Here is a 19118-nt window from a genome sequence, read left to right on the forward strand (position 1 = left end):
GCAGAACAACGTCGTCTTCCGGCCGGAAATCGTTGGCCCGTCACCGAAGTCGTACTGTAACCACAGCCCAGGTTCGGTTACCCACGGCCGATACACTCGCCGCCGACCAGCCCGAAACTGGGCCTTCGCCTCCGCGACCGTCCGGCGCGTGGTCCGCTCACCGCCGGTGAACCCCAGCGCGACGATCCGTTCGTGGATGACATCCGCGCGGACCTTGCCCTGCGAGCGGACCACCAACTCCTCGATCTTCGGCAGAAAGTCGTCGATCGCCCGCGCTCGATGCCGCCGGCGGTCCGGCGGCTGCCCCGCAGCGCGCATCTGCACATACCGGGCCACCGTGTGGTGATCACACCCAGCCAGCTCCGCCGCCGCCCGATAACTACCCGTGAGGTCGTACGCCTCCAAAATTTCCATGATCTCCCTGCTCGATTTCATCCACCCAGCGTTGCCGGGACCGAATCTGACTCACAGCAGGTGGGGAACTATCTGGCCGTACGCGGGGAGAAACCATGGCCACAAAATGCGCCATAAATGGCCGCCAGTGGGGAGCTTACGATGGCCGTCGACATCGGCGTTGTCGAATCTGACGAAGCTGACCCCGGCACCGGACGGGACGCCGGATTCTCGGTCGGCGGCGAAGCGGACTGCGGACGGGTTCACCGAACTGATCCGGCGTTATCTGGACTGCGCCAAGACCGGTACCGATGGTGGTCAGCGTCCGCATGTGAACGTGCACATCAATGCTCGTGATTTGGCTGAGCATCGGGATTGTGCCGCACAGTCTTCGGATTCGGGTGATGACGGCTCACTGGAGCTGTCCGATCTTGATGTCGGGCACATGCCCTGGCTGGGACCGCTGTCGGTGTCGCAGACCAGGCTTCTCGGGTGTGATTGTTTCCTCTCCACCGTCCTGCTCGACGATCACGGCGCGCCGCTCGATGCGAAACCAGGGAAGAGGTTGGTCACCGCCGAACAGCGAGTGGCGTTGATTGCCCGAGACAGAGGCTGTGCGTTCCCGGGTTGCACATGTGTACCGGCGTGGACCGATGCGCACCATATCCGGCACTGGGCGAACGGTGGCCCGACGGTGATGAACAACCTGGTCCTGCTGTGCCGTTCACATCACCGGCTGATGCACCGCAAATCCGGGTTCGTCGGGAAGTGGGCGATTCGGATCGGAGTCGACAACAAACCCTGGTTCATCCCGCCACCCTCGATCGACCCGCAGCAGCACCCGCGACCGGCGAACACCACCTTCAAAACCTGAGAGGTCAAACCTCTTTGGCGACAACAGAACACGGACCAGCGCCGCATCGAGGAGACCTCGATGCGGCGCCAAAAGACATGCTCAGCCCAAGTCGGCGACAATCCGCTCGGCGAGAGGCCGTGACGACGCCGGATTCTGACCGGTGTAGAGCTTGCGGTCCACCACGACATAAGGCGACCACGCCTCAGCCTTCGAGAATTTGCCGCCCAATTCGCGTAGGCGAGTTTCGAGCAGCCACGGAGCCTTGTCCGCCAGACCAGCCTGCGTCTCCTCTTCGTTGGTGAACGCGGTCAGCTGATAGCCGTCGAACAGCCAGCTTCCATCGGGTCTCTGGGCCGGCAGGAGTGCCGCCGGCGCGTGACAGACCGCCGAGACCACCTTGTCCGCGTCCAAGAAGTTCACGAGAAGCTCACCGAAGGATGCCGACACCGCAAGATCCTCCATCGGTCCATGTCCACCCGGTACAAAGACCACGTCGTAATCGGCAGCATCGGCGTTCTCCAAAATCTCCGGCGAATCGAGCACCGGCTGCAGATCGGCGATGTACTTGCACATACGGTCGGCGCCTTCTTGCCCGCCGTTCACCTCGGGCGCCAGGCTTCCCTCGTCCACAACGGGAGCTTTACCGCCAGGCGTCGCGATCACGATCTCGTAGCCGGCGTCGACGAAAACGCGATGCGCCTCGACCAGTTCTTCCGCCCAGTACCCGGTCGGGTGGGGTGTTCCGTCCTTCAGCGTCCAGTGATCTGCAGAAGTCACCGCAAACAACAGCTTTGTCATCGCGCAACCTTTCGTCGGTAAAAGGAACCCATTGGTGACAAGACACCATCTTCAAGGCCCGATCAATGAAATAACGTCCAGTCAGTGCAACACGCTGCCCTTGTGAGAATTCCTCACCACCGCAGAATCACGTCACCCGTCAGGTCCCGATCGGCTTGCCGAACAGGCCTGCGACGAGTTCACCGACCGCATCCACCCAGACTGGCCAGGTCCTCTGATCAAGCGCCATGGATCCAGCGTCGAAGGTGCTGCATCCCTGCCGAGCAGGCACACCAGCGAACCGATCGCGAAGCCACAGTAGAGCACTCGGCAAAGCGACGACTTCCATGCTGACATGCTCACTGAAGTGGTCTCTGGTGTAAACGACACTCGCAGAAGGATCTTGGCAATAGGTATCGACAAGTTTGTTCACCGGGCCAACAGGCACCAACCAGTCGGGATTCGACTGATAGATGTACATCGGCACGTCAGGAACAGACTTACCCATGGCAGCTCGGGAGAGCGCAGCTCTCACCGTGGGGTGTTGGACCGGATCTCCCGGGACATCGAGGAAGCCCTTGATGTTGAGGAAGGGCACTGCAGCCGACGTCCAGAGCATGCACAGGTTGTCCTTGGCAGCGAAAAGCGCTCGGCCGGCAGGGTTTATGTGCTGATCGATGAAACCTGCAAGTTCAGGATCTTCTCGGCTCACTCCGATTACACCGGCAGCGACGATCCCGGCCCCGAGAGCGTTGTTGGCATTGTCGAGCAAAGCGCCGAGATCCGGGGCAACACCACCTTCGGCGACTCCGACGATATTCAGTTCCGGCGCGTACGCCTGCCGTATTTCAGCTGCGTGACCGGTAGGAATCGATCCACCCGAGTAGCCGAGCAGCCCTACGCGAGTTGACCGCCCTTGCAGCTCCATGGGTTCGAAGTTCTCAGCAGCACGAATACCGTCGAGCGTGATCCGGGCCGCGACGGGGCCGGAGGCGAAGGAAGAATTGGGTCCCTGATGATCGGGCACCGACAATGCCCAACCCTGCGCCAGTGCCGCCTGCACTTCGAGGAATTGAGCCCCACCGGTCGCAGCGCCCGTCACCAGCCACGGCAACGCGCCTTGCTGCATGACATACGAAGGTGCGCAGTAGTTTCCGAGTGAATCCTCTGCCATCTGAAAGGACAGCAGCGGGCGCGGGCCTCCATCGCGAGTGTCGCCACGCGGCTTGATCACTGTGGTGACAGCAGGAATTGCCTCGCCCGCAGCATTATTGGATCGATACGAGATCTGCCACGCATCCACGTTGGTCGGAATCAGGTTGAGAGTACCGAGATTCACCGCACGAGCGGCGATGATCTCACCCGGTTCCCTGGATTCGACGACCTCGACAGGCGGTTCATAGAAGGCCTGGTCCAGTTCAGGCAAAGGCGGTGCAACCGCAGGCGGCAGGGCAGGCTGGACCTGAATTTGGGCGGGAACACCTTCGTCCGGTGCCGCTGAGGCAGGTGCCGAAAGTCCGATCTGCCCGATTACTGCAATCACGGCAATTGCGAGGCCCCCGCATTGTCGGTCAGTTGTCCAGCGTCGTCCCATACCAATTCCTCCCCGGAAAAGCACAGATTGCCTTGTGTTGCCGCAGTTCTCATCACTAGCACACAAGTTAGATGCGAGTGTCTAACACATTGAGGACGAGAGTAGAGCGTTGTGGGCTGGATTACAATCCCCTGGTGTTCGTGACCTATTCGTCGGCGTGAAGGGGCGCGTCGTCGATCAACGCATTCAAGAGCACCGTCATCAGATCGACCAGTACCGACACGGGAGGACGAGGCTCCGCAGTGCTCCACTGGTGCACCAGCGCGGTAAGCGCGCCGATGAAGGCGGTGGACGCCCACCGGTAACCACCTGGCGGTTCGTAATCTTCGCCCACGATCCCTTTGATGATCGACTCGAAAAATGTTGCCCAGACCGAACGTTGGTCCACACGATGCTTTTCCACCCGGGGACTGACACCTACGACGTCGATGAAGGCAACGTGTGCGCGTCGTGGGTCACTTCCGACCGACTCGACGAAGGCGGCCATGGCCGTCGCTGCCTTGTCACGGAGATTGACCGAAGGCTCTGCATCGAGTGCGTCGACCATTGCAATTCTGGCGTCGAGTTGGATCTGGTCATACAGCGCGAGGAGTAGATCCTCGCGACTACCGAACTCGTCGTAGAACTGCCTTCTGGCCAGACTCGCGGACGCGCAGATATCCGCCACCGAACTTCCGGCATACCCCTGGTCTGCAAACACGCTGAGAGCAGCATTCAAAAAGAGAGAACGGCGTTCGGCCTTGCGAGCCGCGACCGACCTTCCGCCGTAGTTTCTGTCTGTTTCAGCAATTGCCACGTCTGCCAGAGTATGCGGCATCGCGCCGCACACAAAACGCATCTGACCTGCTGCAAAGTTCCTTCACCACCACTACCGGCGCACCGGCACTGCAGCACGATCAGGCCAATACGAAGGCCACGGCAAAAAGTGTCCAGGCGGCAGCGAGAACCGTTGACGCCGCAGTAACTGCCCCGGTCACGGCAGGTCGAGTGCTGCGGTTGCGCGCGGCGATGATCCCGACCGTCATCAAAGTCAACGCCACCAGGAACGACAAAACCACGATTTTCACCAGCAACCCCTTCGACGACGGTCAACAGAACCGGAGACCATTTAGATAGTACACAAATAAATCGTGCATTAATTAAACTCAAAGTCCGTCAGGGGAATCTTGACAGAATTCAACAGCGCCTGTCAGGCTAGTCCTGACGAAAGGAGAACTTCTCATGGAAGACCTGATCGAACGCGCCCTGACTGCGAAGATCGAGACCGCCGCGATCACCACGGTCAACGCCGCGATCACCGAGGCCGGCACTCAGGCAGACAAGATTGTCGGAACAGATCCTTTACCTGGCAGCCCTGAGTGGGAGACAGAACAGGACACCGACATCCCGGCGCAGCGTCAGATGGCGTGGCAGTTGGCCTGTTTCCGGATTCAGCTCGCCGCGGGTATCGATTCGACGGCAAGCGTCATGAGCCTGCGTAGATTCGGCGCAACATGGTCAACCATCGGCCGCGCAGCGGGAATGACCCGTCAGTCCGCGCATGAACGGTGGGGTCGACGTGTATCGGACATGCTCGATCCCTACGGAGTCGGGATGCCGCCCATGGTGCCCAATGATGATCCGACTCAGCCCTGACTATCAATCGCACGACTAACAATCGCGTCACTACCGATCCGGCAGCAGCGCATCTGCTTTCGCGACCAGCACAGCGCGCTCACGCTCGTTCCCGGTCAGCCGAGCCGCTTCGAGGAGTTCGGTTCTAGCCTCCTCGGATCGGCCGAGCTGACTGAGCAACTCCCCCCGAACGCTGGGAAGCAGGTGGTAGTCGGCCAGTTCACCTGAAGCGACAAGCTTGTCGACGAATTCGAGCGCAGGGCCAGGACCGTATGCCATGGATACCGCCGCCGCATGATTGAGGTCGACCACGGGCGATGGCGCCAGTTGCGCCAGAGCCTCGTAGAGGATGACTATTTTCTTCCAATCGGTGTCTTCGAAAGTTGCTGCTCGCGCATGACATTCGGCAATCGCCGCCTGCAGGCCGTACGGGCCTCGTCCACGCCCGACGGCGTCAGCTCGTTCCAGCGCGGCAAGCCCACGCGAGATCTGTAGGCGATCCCACCTCGTCCGATCCTGGTCAGCCAGCAGGATGGGTTCACCGGTCGAGGTTGTCCGAGCGCCGAATCTCGAGGCTGTCAGCTCCATCAAAGCGACAAGGCCGTGTACCTCGGACTCCCTGGGGACCAATTCGGCGAGTATTCGCGCGAGCCGCAGAGCCTCAGCACTGAGCTCCGCCCGCATCCACTCGTCCCCGGAACTGGCTGCATAGCCTTCGTTGAACACCAGGTACAGCACTCCGAGGACGGCGCTCAATCTGCTCGAAAACTCTTCTCGCCCTGGAACTTCGAAAACCGCTTTCGAGGCGGTCAGCGCCTTCTTCGCGCGGACTATCCGCTGCTGCACCGTCGCCGTCGGCGTGAGGAACGCTTTCGCAATCTCTTCCGTGGTCAAACCGCCCACCACTCGAAGCGTCAACGCCACCTGCGCTTTTCGATTCAACACGGGATGGCAGGCGATGAACATCAGGCGAAGGACATCGTCGTCGATGCGGTCCGGATCCCAGCTGACGTCGTCGAAATGTGAAGCGTCGTTCTCGAGTTCACGCGCAAAGTGGGCGTAGCGCTCGTCCAACCTCTCACGTCGTCGCCACCCGTCGATTGCTCGTCGTGTCGCCACAGATGTCAGCCAGGCAGCGGGGTTTCTCGGAACCCCCGTCGCGGGCCACTGCTCGACGGCTTCGAGCAGAGCCTGCGCGGCCAGATCCTCGGCGAGATCAAGATCTCCGACGGTGCGAGTCAACGTGGCGACAATCTTCGCGGATTCGATACGCCAGACCGCGTCGACAGCCTTTCTCGTTTCTTCTCGCACCGCCTCGTCGGTCATGGTTCAGCCTGCGACCGGACGATCGGTACCGAGCTCTTCACGCCAGCCGGCCTCTTTCTGGATGTACTCGTTGTCCTGATCGAAGTCCGACATCTCGCTCACGCGGCGTACCTCGAGCTTGCTTCCCGGCCCGAGCGGGCAGCGCTTCGCCCATTCCAAGGCTTCGTCTTTGGTCGACGTCTGAATGATCCAGAATCCCGAGAACAACTCCTTCGTCTCCCCGTACGGGCCGTCGGAGACCAGCGGAGGATCGGACTCGAAATCGACGATGAATCCCTCCTCCATCGCCAGTCCCTCACCGGCCAGCAAGACACCTGCCTTGATCAGGGACTCGTTGTACTGCCCCATCGCCGCGATGATCTCGTCGAAGTCCATGTCCTTGGATGCTTCGATAGCCTCATCGGTGGAACGCATGATCAGCATGTACTTCATGAGAATCTCCTTCGTTCGTGGACCGCTCTGTTCGGTCCCTCTGCTTACACGTCGAACGGCGCACTCACCGATCGACAAACTTCCGAAACAATTTTTCCGAGGACATAACCGCCGGTCGCGATACGCTGCCCACGGTATCGGCGGACGGGCCGTCGGGCCGGTCAGAAGTCGAGAAATCCCGGCACAACTTCGCGAACGAGCCCGGTCGCGTCAGAGCTCCCGTAGAAATACACCGACCCGTAACCGAATAGGTACTCCTCTACGAAATCGGGGTGGGACTCAGCAACCACCGGCCACCCCTCTTCGTTGATCTGGAACAGGAAGCTGTGTCCATCTGCCTCGACGGCATCGGCGTAGGACGGTTCGTTCTGAATGAGCACCGGTTGCGGAGCTATCAACACCAACGGCATCACCTCGTCGTCCGAGGGAATCCTGATCAACGCCGCGCTGCCAAGGCCCGCATGGCTGCCCGCCGATTCCGCACTTCGTGACGACGAGGGGTGCAGGACTGCCCTAACCCCGATGTCCGGGTATTCGAGGTCGTCGTCGCCGATGGAGAAACCTCGACGGATGAAGATCGAAAGCTCTCGCACGCCGAGCCACGGCGCCGTGTGTGCCTCGAGCGTCAGAAGGTACTCGTGCGACCGCAGAATCGCCTGACCAGCGAAAACCTGCGGAGGTCGTCCACCAATCCGTGCCCCACTATTCGAATCGCTCGAACCCACCCCGAGATGCACCCTGTCCACCGGCGTCATCCTAGGGAGATCCGACGGATGTCGGAGGGAGACTCTCCGATTTCCTACAATCCGCTGGTGACGTAGGCCACAATCAGGCTCGATGATGGGTGCATGACAACATTCCCGACTCTCGACCCCGAACTCGCCGCGGCACTCACCATGCTCCCGAAGGTGGACTTCGCTGACCTCCCCAACGCACGGGCCACCTACGACGCTCTGGTCGGCACCATGTTGGCCGACCTGTCATTCGACGGAGTCACGCTTCGTGAACTGTCGGCACCCGGCCTGGACGGCGATCCGGAGGTCACGATTCGTTTCTTCACCCCGGACAACACTGCCGGCCCTGTCCCCGTTCTGCTCTGGATCCATGGCGGCGGATTCGCAATCGGCACCGCAGAATCCAGCGATCCATTTTGCGTCGAGGTGGCGCGGGAACTCGGATTCGCCGTTGCGAACGTGGAGTACCGCCTCGCCCCCGAAACCCCCTTCCCCGGCCCCGTCGACGACTGCTACGCCGCACTCCTCTACATCCACGCCCATGCCGAGGAGCTGGGGGTCGATCCACGCCGCATCGCAGTGGGAGGGCAGAGCGCAGGCGGTGGACTGGCCGCAGGCACTGTCCTCAAAGCCCGTGACGAGGGCGTTGTGCCCGTGGCCTTCCAATTCCTCGAAATCCCTGAACTCGACGACCGCCTGGCGACGGTCTCGATGACGAACTTCGTCGACACCCCCTTGTGGCACCGCCCTAACGCCATCCTGTCGTGGAAGTACTATCTCGGCGGGTCGTATTCCGGTCCCGAAGATCCTGACGTGTCCATTTACGCTGCGCCGTCCCGGGCTACCGACCTCACCGGTCTGCCGCCGACCTACCTGTCCACCATGGAACTCGACCCGCTCCGCGACGAAGGAATCGAATACGCCCTTCGGCTGCTGCAAGCGGGAGTCAGCGTCGAATTGCATTCCTTCCCCGGAACCTTTCACGGGTCGGCACTGGTCGCGACCGCCGCGGTCAGCGAAAGAGGTGCCGCCGAAGCCCTCACTGCGCTCAGGAGAGGGTTGCGTTCGCTCTCGCCGGTCTCGTAGCGTTGCGAGATGCAAGGACTGATGTACCGGCTTGCCGAGCTCGATGCAGACTCGGCAGGCCTGGTACGTGTCATCGATTACTTCGACGCCCTCGTGCGGCACGGCTCCGACACCGCGTCTTTGCTTCGTGCGAGCGCGCAGTTGGCGGACTGCGTCGTGGGTATCGAGATCGTCGAGCGCGGCAGAAGCAAGAAGAATTTGCGCCGTTGCGATCCGCGCGGCCGATGGTCACCCGATCCTCAGCTCCCACCGAGCATGACCAGAAACATTGCCGTAGACGACGAGGTTCTCGGAACGGTATGGATCGAACGACCCGGGGCCAGCTTGCCACTCGACGAAATGCTCGTCGACCGGATGGCCCTGACCGCAGCGATAATTCTGCAACCGCGACGCCTGCCTACCGAAGCCGAGCACACTCGAAATCTGTTGTTCCCGATGGATGAACTCGCGGTGCTCACCTCCTGCGCCGGTCTCGGTATCGAACCCCATACCCCAGTCCGTGTAATGGCAACCAAGGCAGTCTCAGGCACGGCCGAAGGTGCTGCACACCTTGTCATTTCGCCAGATTACAAACCTGGCAAAGCCACTGGGATAGACGCTGACGGCGAGTATCTGAATCTCGTGACGGGTTCGTTCGCGGCGACACCCGAGCTGTCCGAGGCCGCGCTGTCGTCATTCATTCGCGCCGGAATATCTTTGACTGCTCCCGCTTCCGAAGTGAGCACAATACTGAGCACTGCACGATTCGCTCGTACACAGGCGTCGGCAACAACACCGATCGTGAACGCCGACGATCTCGGCGCCCTCAACCTCTTGGCGCCGGGACCACACATCGATCACTCGCGAATACCGGATCTGGTTCGTGCCGAAGAGATCGGCGATACCAAACAGGGGTTAGAACTACTCGAAACCTTGAGGTCATACCTGCAGTCCGGAACCTTGAGGGCCGCAGCAGATTCCATGCATCTTCACCACAGCAGCGTCGCGCACCGATTGGCGAAACTGTCCCAGCACGTCGGATTCCACGTCGATTCCATCGAGAACCGAGCACGCGCAACGGCCATGATGCTGGTCCTCGATGGCGGATAGGACCCACCGCGCATCACAGGTACTACACAGTGGTTGACGATCTTTCGCGTTCAGCGAGCGCAACAAACGGCGCAAGCGCCGGATTCGGATTATCCGGCCGGTAGGTCACTGCCACGTCGAGAGTTGGTTGCTCACCGGCGATCTCACATAGATGGACACCCGGGATGCGGAGCATCCGCGCTCTGCCCTGGGGGATCGGCGCAATACCCACCCCGTCCGAGACGGCATGCAGCACCTGCTCGTCGTCGGCCTCGAATCGAACGATGCTGGGCGCCCCGTTTGGCCAAAGTTGTTCGAGCGTACGCAAATACATCCCCGGGGCGTTGGCCTCCGGCCAGAACACAACGGGGACATCCACCAGATCTCCGAGTTCGAGCGTCGCTCGACCACCGAACGGATGATCCACGGGAACAGCGACCAGGATAGGTTCGGTATCGAGGACGATCAGGGGAAGTTCTCGATCGTCTTCATCGAGCGGCGGGCGAACAACCGCGATGTCGACGGCTCCGGTTCGGACGAGGTCGACAGTCTGCGCCGAAGTGCCACGATGAACGACAACTTCGACGCCCGGGTAGAGCCTTCGATAGGTGCTGACCAGATCCGCGACTGCGCCGCCCGCCCACGAACGGGTGTACGCGATGCGCAGTTCTCCGTCCACACCGCGCGCGGCCAACCGAATTCGTTCGACCGCCCGGTCCGCACACCCGATCAAAAAGCGCGCCTCTCGTACCGCCACCTTGCCGGCTTCCGTGAAGGTGAACTGCGGACCCCGACGATCCACCAGCGGAACTCCGAGTTCGCGCTCGAGAACCTTGATCTGCTGACTGAGGGCCGATTGCGCGACGTGGACGTTCGCAGCGGCTCGAGTGAAGCTCCCATGATCCGACAGAGCGATCAGATAACGGGCACGCTGCAGGTTCATACGGCGATTATAAGAAAAACAGATGGTGGTGTCACTACTTGGTCTTGGACACGGCATCACCTGAGGTCGGAGGATCGAGTTCACGTTGATCCACCGTCTGTCTCCCGAAAATTGTCACCCGAACGATCACAAGGTTGCACATGAACCCCCGAACACTCACTGAACCTGCAACAGACGCGAGGCTTCTCGACGCCCTAGCTGAGATCGTCGGCCACACGCATGTCCTTACCGATCCCGAACTGATCGAGGGCTACACACGTGACTGGACGGGACGTTGGATCGGCGACGCGATCGCGGTCATCCGCCCCGGCAACACTTCCGAAGTGTCTGCGGTTCTTCGAGCATGCTTCGACGCGGGGGTTCCCGTCACACCGCAAGGCGGCAACACCGGACTGGTCGGTGGTGGAATCGCCTCGACTGGGTCCGTGGTGCTGAGTACCAGACGTCTGGAGACGATCGAAGCCGTCGACCCGATCGGTCGGACAATCGCAGCCGGCGCCGGCGTGACCGTTGCTCGCGCCGACCTGGCCGCATCGGCACACGGTCTCCGCTTCGGAATCGATTTGGCATCAAAGGAATCCGCAACACTCGGCGGCATCGTCGCAACCAACGCCGGTGGGACGCGCATGGTCCGATACGGAAATACACGCGCACAGATACTCGGTATCGAAGCCGTGCTCGCGGACGGTTCGGTACTGAGTAGATGGACTCCACTCGTCAAAGACAATGTCGGATACGACATTCCAGGACTTCTCGCCGGCAGTGAGGGAACGCTCGCAGTCATCACCAAGGTCCTGATGAAGCTGGTCACCCCGGCGACCGACACCCAGGTCGTGCTCGCGGGTGTACGCGACGTCGATCAAGCGCTTCATTTGTGTAATCGCGTGCGTCAGAGCGGATTGACCGTCGAAGCCGCCGAGATCATGACCGACGACGGCATCTCCCTCGTCTGCGCACACACCGATGCCCGTCGCCCGTTCGGAACCCCTTCACCGATGTACACACTCATCGAGGTGTCATCACCGCGTGAAACGGAAGAGTCGCTCCTCGAAGTACTCTCCGACTCTGCCGACCTCATCGAGGACGCGACGGTCGAGCCTGGGCCGGCTCGAAAACTGTGGACTCTGCGGGAAAGCCATACCGAAAGCATCAGCGCGTCGTCGACGACGCCGGTAGTCAAACTCGACATCTCCGTCCCCTTGTCCGTGATGGGAATGTTCATCGACAACCTCCGAGAAAGCCTGGCACAACGATTCCCCCTCGTGCGGCCAATCCTGTTCGGGCACTTCGCCGACGGAAACATTCATGTGAACCTTCTGGACGCCGAGCCGAGGGTCGCACACGAACTGACCGATATGGTGTTCCGACTCGTCGCCGCCCACCATGGAAGCATCAGCGCCGAGCACGGGATAGGCCGCGCGAAGTCGCCGTGGATATCGCTGGGGCGCACTGAAACCGACATCGCCGCAATGCAGTTGATCAAATCCTCCTGGGATCCCCGTGGAATCCTCAACCCTGGAATACTGTTGCCGGAAAAAGTCGGGTAAGCAAGAGGGGTCTCATGCAGGATCTTTACGTCGTCACTCATCCTCATGCCGAACACACAGCGCAGGACGTAGTCGGCGGTTGGCACAATTCGGTTCTCACCCCCGCTGGTCGACGCGATGCAGGTTTGATCGCCGAAGCACTGAAACGACGACGCACCGGAACTTCGCGCGCGGTCCGCATCACCTCGTCCGACCTCGAACGGTGCACCGAGACATCCACGATCATCGCCCGGACACTCGATGCTCCGGCGACAACAGACACTCGATTGCGCGAAATCAGCTTCGGAGAAGCCGAAGGACGCCCGAACTCGTGGCTGGCCCAGCGCCAGGTCCCGGCCCCTGACAACAACCGCCTCGATCACCGTGGCCCCGTTGCCGGTGCCGAGACCCGCCGCGACATCGCAGCAAGGGTTCACGAATGCATGCGCGAACTGATGGACGATCTCGATCACGATCACATCGTCGTAACCCACGGCTTTGCACACACATTCGTCGTCTCCGCCTGGCTACAGATTCCCGTCGACGCCGCAGGATTTGCGACCTTCGCGACCGCCCCGGGTGCAATCACACATCTCCGACACGACGACTACTGGCGCAACCGAACCCTCGCGCAACTAGCTGATACGACGCACCTGGACTGTGGCACGATGGCCTGATGCGCCATGTCTCCGACGACGAACGCCGTGCTCGCATAGGAGTACGTCATGCGCTGGAGCCAATGTTTCACGTCGATTCGCCGGAAGCTGCCACGCGGGCGATGACGGTACTGCACGCCACCGAGTCAGCGACGGTCTATCTGTCTTGCTGGGCGAGGGTTCGGTCCGTGGACGCCGCCGACGTCGACCGCGCCCTGTACGACCAACGCAGTCTCGTGAAGCAATTGGCAATGCGCCGCACACTCTTCACCTTTCCCTGCGACTTGCTGCCGGCCGCGTGGTCGAGTGCGTCCGCCCGCGTCGCGAACACCGAGCGGGCACGAATGGCCAAGGATGTCGTCAAGGCCGGACTCGCCGTCGACGGCAACGACTGGCTCGATCGCGCACGGACGGAAGTGCTGAAGTTGCTCACCGATAGGCCTGAAGGGCTTTCAGCGGTAGAGATTCGTCAGGCCGTGCCGATGATAGACGTCAAGGTCGAGGGTTCGGCAGGTGAAATCTGGTCGGCACCCAGGGTTCTCACGCATCTCGGGGCGACCGCAGACATCATGCGCGGCACCAACACCGCACGCTTCCCCGTCTCACGCCCACTGTGGACTCTCACTCGACACTGGCTCGACGACGCCCCCGTCGATCTCGAATCTGCAGACGGCTATCGAGAAATAGTCCGCCGTTGGCTCTACACCTTCGGACCGGGCACGGTAGACGACATCGTCTGGTGGCTGGGCTCGACGAAGACGGTCGTCCGGGCCGCCCTCGCCGAACTCGACGCCGTTGCAGTCTCACTCGACGGAGGCGACACCGGCTGGTTGCTACCCGATGACGTCGCCACGGTGCCTGATCCAGGTCCTTGGGTGGCACTCCTACCGGTGCTCGACCCGACGATCATGGGGTGGAAGAACCGTGACTTCTACCTCGGCCCGCACCGCAACCAACTCTTCGACACCCGCGGTAATGCCGGCACCACCGCTTGGGTCGACGGTCGCGTCGTTGGGTGCTGGATCCAAGACGAAACCGGTGTGGTGCACGTTCGATTGCTCGAGACCGTGTCAGCGTCTGCGCGACGTTCTCTCGATGCCGAGGCGGCGCGCCTCACCGAGTGGCTGGGCGGCGTCAGAATCGGCACGGGGTACGTCTCACAGGCGATGAGGCACGACGTTCCCGAACCTCCCGCCGGCACTAGTGCCCGGTGATAGCGTCAGATACCGATTGCCAGATCGTCGATGTCTGCGAGCGTGCCGCCGTTTTCGAGGATGCTCGTGTAGTTCCGAAGTCGGTTCTGATCTATCTCGGTAGTGCTGACCCCTCGCTTCCAGTACCCGAAGACAACTACATCGTCCTTCGCCAGGCCGACTGTCTTGCGGAAATGCGCTCGAATGGCTCGCATCTCGTCCCGTTCCCCGGCACCCCACACCGCGTAGTCTCCTGGGTTTTCGAGTTCGACGGCGTACCCGGCGAGGCCATCTTCGACATGGTGCAGCTCGAGGCCGGGGATCACGGGTAGTTCCGCGAAAGCCTCGGCGTCACCGGTGGCGACCCAGCCGACGCCGGTCAGTCCCTCGGGCCACTGAAGCAGAATCGAATAGAGGGCAGGTATCGCGGTGTCGTCGGCGAACAGTGCGACGCGGCGCCCGGCGATCTCGGGAACGAGGAAGTGCGGGCGAGGACCGGTGAGTGAGAACGTGTCACCCACACGCAGGTCGGCGGCCCACCTCATCATCGGGCTGGTGTGGCCGTGCAGCACTACGTCGAAGGTCATCGAACTGCTCGGCGCGTTGCAGGTGCGCACCGTGTAGACGCGAGAGACGTCGCCGTACTGCGGACCGAGCTGGATGCGAAATGCGACGTTGGGCCGCAACCAATTCGGGTCGTCCGCCGACGAAGTCAACTGGACGGCGATGCGCAAGATGCTCTCGGTCGGCCGTTCGACGCGTTCGACGACGGCAACCACGTCGTTGAGACCGCGGTCGTGGTCTTCTCCGCGTGGCGCCTTTGCCGACGCAGACGTTTCAGTTTCTTCAGGTCGAGATGCGGTAGTCATTGATATCTCCTGATCGGTGGTTCAGTTGTGGACGGGTAGCTGACTGACAGGTCTTCGATCACGCGGAACAACAAGTGGCCGTCCGGTTTCCGGGTCTTCGAGAACCAGCGCCTCGAGGTCGAAGACTTCGCGCAGTAACTCAGGGGTGAAGACGTCCGAGGCACTGCCTTGCATGACAATTTTTCCGGACCGCATGGCAACTACGTGCGTGGCATATCTGGCCGCGAGGTTCAGGTCGTGCAGGACCGCGACCAATGTTCGACCGGACTGGTGGAGTTGGGAACAGAGGTCGAGAACCTCGATCTGGTGGGCGATGTCGAGAAAGGTGGTCGGTTCGTCGAGCAACAACACCGGGGTGCGCTGCGCAAGCGTCATGGCGATCCATACCCGCTGACGTTGTCCCCCACTCAGCTCGTCCACCAATTGGTCTGCTGCATATCGCATTCCGACTTCATTCAGGGCCTCGGAGACAACATGCTCGTCTTCGGGTGACCACTGTCGCAGCATGCTCTGATACGGATATCGGCCGCGGGATACGAGGTCTGCGACACTGATCGCTCCAGGCGAGAGCGGGGACTGTGGCAACAGGGCGATTCGCCGGGCGACTTCTTTGGTTCGATAGGACCGAATATCGTTACCGTCGAGCACAACACGACCCGATCGAGGTGTCAGCATTCTGCCGAGCGCACGCAACAATGTCGACTTGCCGCACCCGTTCGGTCCGACGACGACGGTGAACCCTCCCTCGGGGATCTCGAGACTCAACTCGTCCACGATGGTTCGATCGGCGTACCGTAGTTCGATCTTCTCGGCGCGCAGCCGCGATGTTGGGGTGGCAGTAGTCATGAATCTCTTTCGTAGCGAGTTTTTTTCAGGCCTGACGAGCGAGCAGCCAGATCAGATAGGCACCACCGAGCAGACTGGTGACAAGACCGACAGGAGTGCGGAGACCGACCTCGACCGCTTGCGCGATCAAGTCGGCGCCCGCCAGCAGAACTGCGCCTAGCAGGAAGGAAGTCGCGACAAGAACACCGCTGCGCCGTGCCAACCGTCGTGCGATCTGGGGAGCGGCGAGCGCCACAAATGCGATGGGGCCGGTGGCCGCGGTCGCCGCGCCGGTGAGCGCGACCGCAAGCAGAATGCCGGCAAATCGGTATCGCTCCGCGGAGATCCCGAGCGAGGACGCTGCGTCGTCGCCCATCTCCATCATGGTGACGCGCCGGGACACCACGACGAGAGCAGGAACGAGAACACCGACGGCGATGGCAACACTGACCGCGTGTGGCCAACCGCGCCCGGTCAGCGAGCCGGCCGTCCACTGCTGCACAACGGTGGCGTCGTCGATATCCGCACGCACCACCAGGAACGACATCACGGCGCTCAGCATCGCGCCCACGCCGATACCGACCAGGACGAGTCGAAGACCGCCGCTGACTCCGTCTTTGCGTGCCAGCGCGTACACCAGAAGCGCCGTCAGCATGCCGCCGAGAACAGCGGCGCCCGCGGTCTGCAGTACCCCGCCTCCGAAGAAGACGATCTGAACCACGGCTGCAGTCGCAGCGCCGGTGGTGAAACCGATGATGTCCGGCGAGCCGAGAACATTGCGCGAAAGCGTCTGGAAAACCGCGCCGGCCACACCGAGGCTTCCGCCCACACCGATCGCCGTGATCAGTCGAGGCAGTCGGCGATTCTGGACGGACCGAACCGCCGCTGGGGTGCCTTCGCCGTGCAGGGCACGCCACACATCCCCCAAGGACAGATCCAAGGTTCCGTACATCAGCGTGGCAAACGAGAGCGCCGCCAATGCCGCACTGATTGTCACGGCTACGAACAGCACTCGCGGAACTATCCGCCACGAGTACGGCCCGAGTCGAACCACCCAGCCGCGGAACAGCGGTGGAACCGGCTGCGCCGCAATCGCGTTCACAGCGACGCCACCCGACGCGAGCGAACGAGCGCAACAAACAAGGGTCCACCGAGCACCGCCACGGAGATCCCCGTCTGCAGATCTCCCGGCGCGGTGGCAACGCGACCGAGAACGTCGGCCAAGAGCAGAAATGCCGGGGCGACAACGAGCACGCACGGCAGAAGAAATCGCAGATCCGGCCCGACGACGCCGCGCACGATGTGCGGCGCAGCCAGGCCCACGAATCCGAGCGGTCCAGCCGCCGCAGTTGCGGCCCCTGCCAGCAGAATGACTGCGACAGCGGATCCGACCCGTGCGGGTCCGGTGCTGGCACCGAGCCCTTTGGCGACATCCTCGCCGAGCGCGATTGCGTTGAGTGGACGAATCAGCAACAACGACAACACGATACCGACGATGACGAAGGGCAGAACAGTGACGATCACGTCTCCGCCGCGGCCTTGCAACGAACCCACTGCCCAAAATCGGAACTGATTGAATGCGGCCTCGTTGCTGATGAGAACCATGCTGGTAAGAGCCGTGATCGCCGTCGCAACAGCCGCACCGGCAAGCGCCATGCGCGCTGGGGTCGCGGCGCTGCGATGCGCCGACCCCAACATGTACACACCTACCGAGGCAACGGCCGCCCCGACAAGCGCGAACCACAGATAGCCGCCGACCGAAGTCACCCCCAGATAGGCAATCGCAATCACGACTGCTGCTGATGCTCCGGCGTTCACACCGAGTAGTCCCGGATCGGCCAGAGGGTTGCGGGTGATCGACTGCATCAGCGCGCCGGCAAGACCGAGCGCGGCCCCGACCACAAGCCCGAGAATTGTTCGAGGCAAACGTGATTCGATCACAATCAGGTGCTCGTTGTTACCGGCGTCGTAGGAAAGAACTGCATCGAGGACAGTGGAGACGGGGATGTTGCGTGAGCCGATGACGAGTCCGCCGACGGATGCCAGCACGATTACAACGATGGAGACGAGGACCAACAACCCCGCACGCGCGGCCGTCCCGGACCGCAGTGGCGCTTCGGTCCGGGACTGCACAGAAACACCCACGCGGTCATCCACCGAACGTGGACACCAGCGACTCGACCGTCTGCTTTGCACTGAAGTAGTCGAGACGGAAGGCTGCCGTTCCCATCGCGTATACCCGATCACCCTTGACCGCAGGTTGATTCGCAAGGAGCGGGTCGGCCGCGAGTTGCTTCTCCACGTCCTTGGGCCCCATCGAGACGGCAAACAGCGTCTGCGCCCCGTCTAGTGCGGCAGACATGTTTTCGGAGCTGACGATCGCGACGCCGGAGGCACCCCGCTTGTCCGGAGCGACAAACTGCTCGGCGGGCTCGGCATAGGTGAAGCCGAGCGAGGCCAGCAGATTGCCCTGCGGGCTGTCCGCTCGGAACGTCCAGACACCGTCGGCACCCATGTAGACCAGTGCCGTCACCGGCTGCTCGGGAAGTTTGATCTTCGCGGCTTGGGTGGTGACCCAGCTGTCGTATTCGTCGACGGTTTTGGCGGCCTCGCTCTCGAGTCCGGTGACAGCCCCGAGCTGATCAGCGAGCTCCTCCCAGGAGCTGGCGCCGTAGTCGAGAAGAACAGTGGGTGCGATGTCGCTCAGCTGTGAGTAGGCATCGAGTGTCGAGTCGCCGCCGTTAGCGGAGCCGATGATCAGATCGGGCTCGAAGGTCTCGATCGCGTCGAGGTCCAGCTCGAGATTTCGGTAGAGCACCGCGACGCCACGATCAGCCGCCACGCCCGACCACTGGGAGAAAAACCCCTGGTCATCGGTCATTCCCGACGGCGTTGTCGCCGCACTCGCGACCACCGGCGCTCCGATCGCAAGCAGCGTGCCGGTCAACGACGGCGAGGTGGACACGATCCGAGTCGGCTTTGCAGTGATCTCGGTACTGCGGCCGCCGTGATCGACGGTGCGCGGCCAGCCCTCGGTGGCCCCGGAGGTTTCCTGGGTGCCCTCGGTTCCGGTGTCACTACCTGACGAATTCGAGCAGCCGGCAAGAGCGAGGGCGACGACCGCGGCGAGTACTGCCGCCGTCGGGCGTAGAGATCTGCGCATGAGTATGTGGCTTTCTGAAGATACGAGAGTGCGCCGCTGCGAACGCAGTCGGCAGAGGTAAAG

Annotated in this window: 19 protein-coding genes and 2 pseudogenes; 7 read left to right on the top strand and 14 right to left on the bottom strand. The window is 61.9% G+C overall.

What is annotated here, in order from left to right:
* Positions 1–435, bottom strand: a pseudogene (locus AC1Q6C_RS08270) (IS21 family transposase); the annotation flags it as partial.
* 133 nt (positions 436–568) lie between these two features.
* Here AC1Q6C_RS08270 and AC1Q6C_RS08275 point away from each other — a divergent pair.
* Positions 569–1267: pseudogene (locus AC1Q6C_RS08275) on the top strand (HNH endonuclease signature motif containing protein); the annotation flags it as partial.
* An 81-nt stretch (positions 1268–1348) separates the two neighbouring features.
* Here the strand turns inward: AC1Q6C_RS08275 and AC1Q6C_RS08280 are convergent.
* From AC1Q6C_RS08280 to AC1Q6C_RS08295, 4 genes are all read right to left on the bottom strand, one after another.
* Positions 1349–2047 carry a type 1 glutamine amidotransferase domain-containing protein gene (locus AC1Q6C_RS08280; RefSeq protein WP_492666516.1) on the bottom strand — a complete coding sequence of 233 codons (699 nt, stop codon included), beginning with the start codon at positions 2045–2047 and terminating at the stop codon, positions 1349–1351.
* Positions 2048–2186: 139 nt separating this feature from the next.
* Positions 2187–3620 carry a lipase family protein gene (locus tag AC1Q6C_RS08285; protein ID WP_283377115.1) on the bottom strand — a complete coding sequence of 478 codons (1434 nt, stop codon included), beginning with the start codon at positions 3618–3620 and terminating at the stop codon, positions 2187–2189.
* A gap of 145 nt (positions 3621–3765) precedes the next feature.
* Positions 3766–4458 (bottom strand): TetR/AcrR family transcriptional regulator, encoded by a 693-nt coding sequence (locus AC1Q6C_RS08290; protein WP_007735740.1) that lies wholly within the window; start codon positions 4456–4458, stop codon positions 3766–3768.
* A 58-nt stretch (positions 4459–4516) separates the two neighbouring features.
* Positions 4517–4687 carry a hypothetical protein gene (locus AC1Q6C_RS08295; protein ID WP_007735738.1) on the bottom strand — a complete coding sequence of 57 codons (171 nt, stop codon included), beginning with the start codon at positions 4685–4687 and terminating at the stop codon, positions 4517–4519.
* Between the two features lie 154 nt (positions 4688–4841).
* Here AC1Q6C_RS08295 and AC1Q6C_RS08300 point away from each other — a divergent pair, with 154 nt between their 5' ends.
* Positions 4842–5255: a hypothetical protein gene (locus AC1Q6C_RS08300; protein ID WP_283377113.1), complete on the top strand. Its 414-nt coding sequence runs from the start codon at positions 4842–4844 to the stop codon at positions 5253–5255.
* A gap of 30 nt (positions 5256–5285) precedes the next feature.
* On the opposite strand, the gene AC1Q6C_RS08305 is transcribed toward AC1Q6C_RS08300, so the two are convergent.
* The 3 genes from AC1Q6C_RS08305 to AC1Q6C_RS08315 form a co-directional block, all read right to left on the bottom strand.
* Complete coding sequence (locus AC1Q6C_RS08305) at positions 5286–6560, bottom strand: RNA polymerase sigma factor (protein ID WP_283377112.1); 1275 nt, start codon at positions 6558–6560, stop codon at positions 5286–5288.
* Between the two features lie 3 nt (positions 6561–6563).
* Positions 6564–6992, bottom strand: a complete 429-nt coding sequence (locus tag AC1Q6C_RS08310; RefSeq protein ID WP_007735729.1) for a YciI family protein — start codon at positions 6990–6992, stop codon at positions 6564–6566.
* Between the two features lie 161 nt (positions 6993–7153).
* Positions 7154–7747, bottom strand: a complete 594-nt coding sequence (locus AC1Q6C_RS08315; RefSeq protein WP_161120498.1) for a hypothetical protein — start codon at positions 7745–7747, stop codon at positions 7154–7156.
* 93 nt (positions 7748–7840) lie between these two features.
* Between AC1Q6C_RS08315 and AC1Q6C_RS08320 the strand changes: the two genes are divergently transcribed.
* Together AC1Q6C_RS08320 and AC1Q6C_RS08325 are read left to right on the top strand one after the other, a co-directional pair.
* The gene (locus AC1Q6C_RS08320) at positions 7841–8812 is read left to right on the top strand and encodes an alpha/beta hydrolase (RefSeq protein WP_030537407.1); all 972 of its coding nucleotides are present in this window, start codon (positions 7841–7843) and stop codon (positions 8810–8812) included.
* A gap of 9 nt (positions 8813–8821) precedes the next feature.
* A complete protein-coding gene (locus AC1Q6C_RS08325; RefSeq protein WP_223304474.1) occupies positions 8822–9901 on the top strand; it encodes a helix-turn-helix domain-containing protein in 1080 nt (359 codons plus the stop codon).
* A gap of 22 nt (positions 9902–9923) precedes the next feature.
* Here AC1Q6C_RS08325 and AC1Q6C_RS08330 read toward each other — a convergent pair whose 3' ends face one another.
* The gene (locus tag AC1Q6C_RS08330) at positions 9924–10823 is read right to left on the bottom strand and encodes a LysR family transcriptional regulator (protein ID WP_058226801.1); all 900 of its coding nucleotides are present in this window, start codon (positions 10821–10823) and stop codon (positions 9924–9926) included.
* A gap of 140 nt (positions 10824–10963) precedes the next feature.
* On the opposite strand from AC1Q6C_RS08330, the gene AC1Q6C_RS08335 reads away from it, so the two are divergent.
* Genes AC1Q6C_RS08335 through AC1Q6C_RS08345 form a run of 3 tightly spaced genes read left to right on the top strand, consistent with a single transcriptional unit; the run spans position 10964 to position 14219 of the window.
* On the top strand, positions 10964–12370 hold the full coding sequence (locus tag AC1Q6C_RS08335; protein WP_030537410.1) for an FAD-binding oxidoreductase: 1407 nt from the start codon (positions 10964–10966) through the stop codon (positions 12368–12370).
* A gap of 14 nt (positions 12371–12384) precedes the next feature.
* Positions 12385–13026 (top strand): histidine phosphatase family protein, encoded by a 642-nt coding sequence (locus tag AC1Q6C_RS08340; RefSeq protein ID WP_058226800.1) that lies wholly within the window; start codon positions 12385–12387, stop codon positions 13024–13026.
* Entirely contained in the window at positions 13026–14219 is a 1194-nt protein-coding gene (locus tag AC1Q6C_RS08345) for a winged helix DNA-binding domain-containing protein (RefSeq protein ID WP_125052350.1), read from the top strand. Before AC1Q6C_RS08340 ends, AC1Q6C_RS08345 begins: the two co-directional genes overlap by 1 nt.
* Before the next feature lie 5 nt (positions 14220–14224).
* On the opposite strand, the gene AC1Q6C_RS08350 is transcribed toward AC1Q6C_RS08345, so the two are convergent.
* Genes AC1Q6C_RS08350 through fepB form a run of 5 tightly spaced genes read right to left on the bottom strand, consistent with a single transcriptional unit; the run spans position 14225 to position 19055 of the window.
* Positions 14225–15067, bottom strand: a complete 843-nt coding sequence (locus AC1Q6C_RS08350; RefSeq protein WP_208690086.1) for a siderophore-interacting protein — start codon at positions 15065–15067, stop codon at positions 14225–14227.
* Between the two features lie 21 nt (positions 15068–15088).
* Positions 15089–15913 carry an ABC transporter ATP-binding protein gene (locus tag AC1Q6C_RS08355; protein ID WP_208690085.1) on the bottom strand — a complete coding sequence of 275 codons (825 nt, stop codon included), beginning with the start codon at positions 15911–15913 and terminating at the stop codon, positions 15089–15091.
* Between the two features lie 25 nt (positions 15914–15938).
* Positions 15939–16994, bottom strand: coding sequence for a FecCD family ABC transporter permease (locus AC1Q6C_RS08360; protein ID WP_083471228.1), 1056 nt, complete (start codon positions 16992–16994; stop codon positions 15939–15941).
* On the bottom strand, positions 16991–18037 hold the full coding sequence (locus AC1Q6C_RS08365; RefSeq protein WP_492666517.1) for a FecCD family ABC transporter permease: 1047 nt from the start codon (positions 18035–18037) through the stop codon (positions 16991–16993). Before AC1Q6C_RS08365 ends, AC1Q6C_RS08360 begins: the two co-directional genes overlap by 4 nt.
* A gap of 4 nt (positions 18038–18041) precedes the next feature.
* Positions 18042–19055 (bottom strand): Fe2+-enterobactin ABC transporter substrate-binding protein, encoded by a 1014-nt coding sequence (fepB, locus tag AC1Q6C_RS08370; RefSeq protein ID WP_492666518.1) that lies wholly within the window; start codon positions 19053–19055, stop codon positions 18042–18044.
* Positions 19056–19118: the final 63 nt, after the last annotated feature.

Source organism: Rhodococcus sp. MT28, assembly GCF_058792695.1.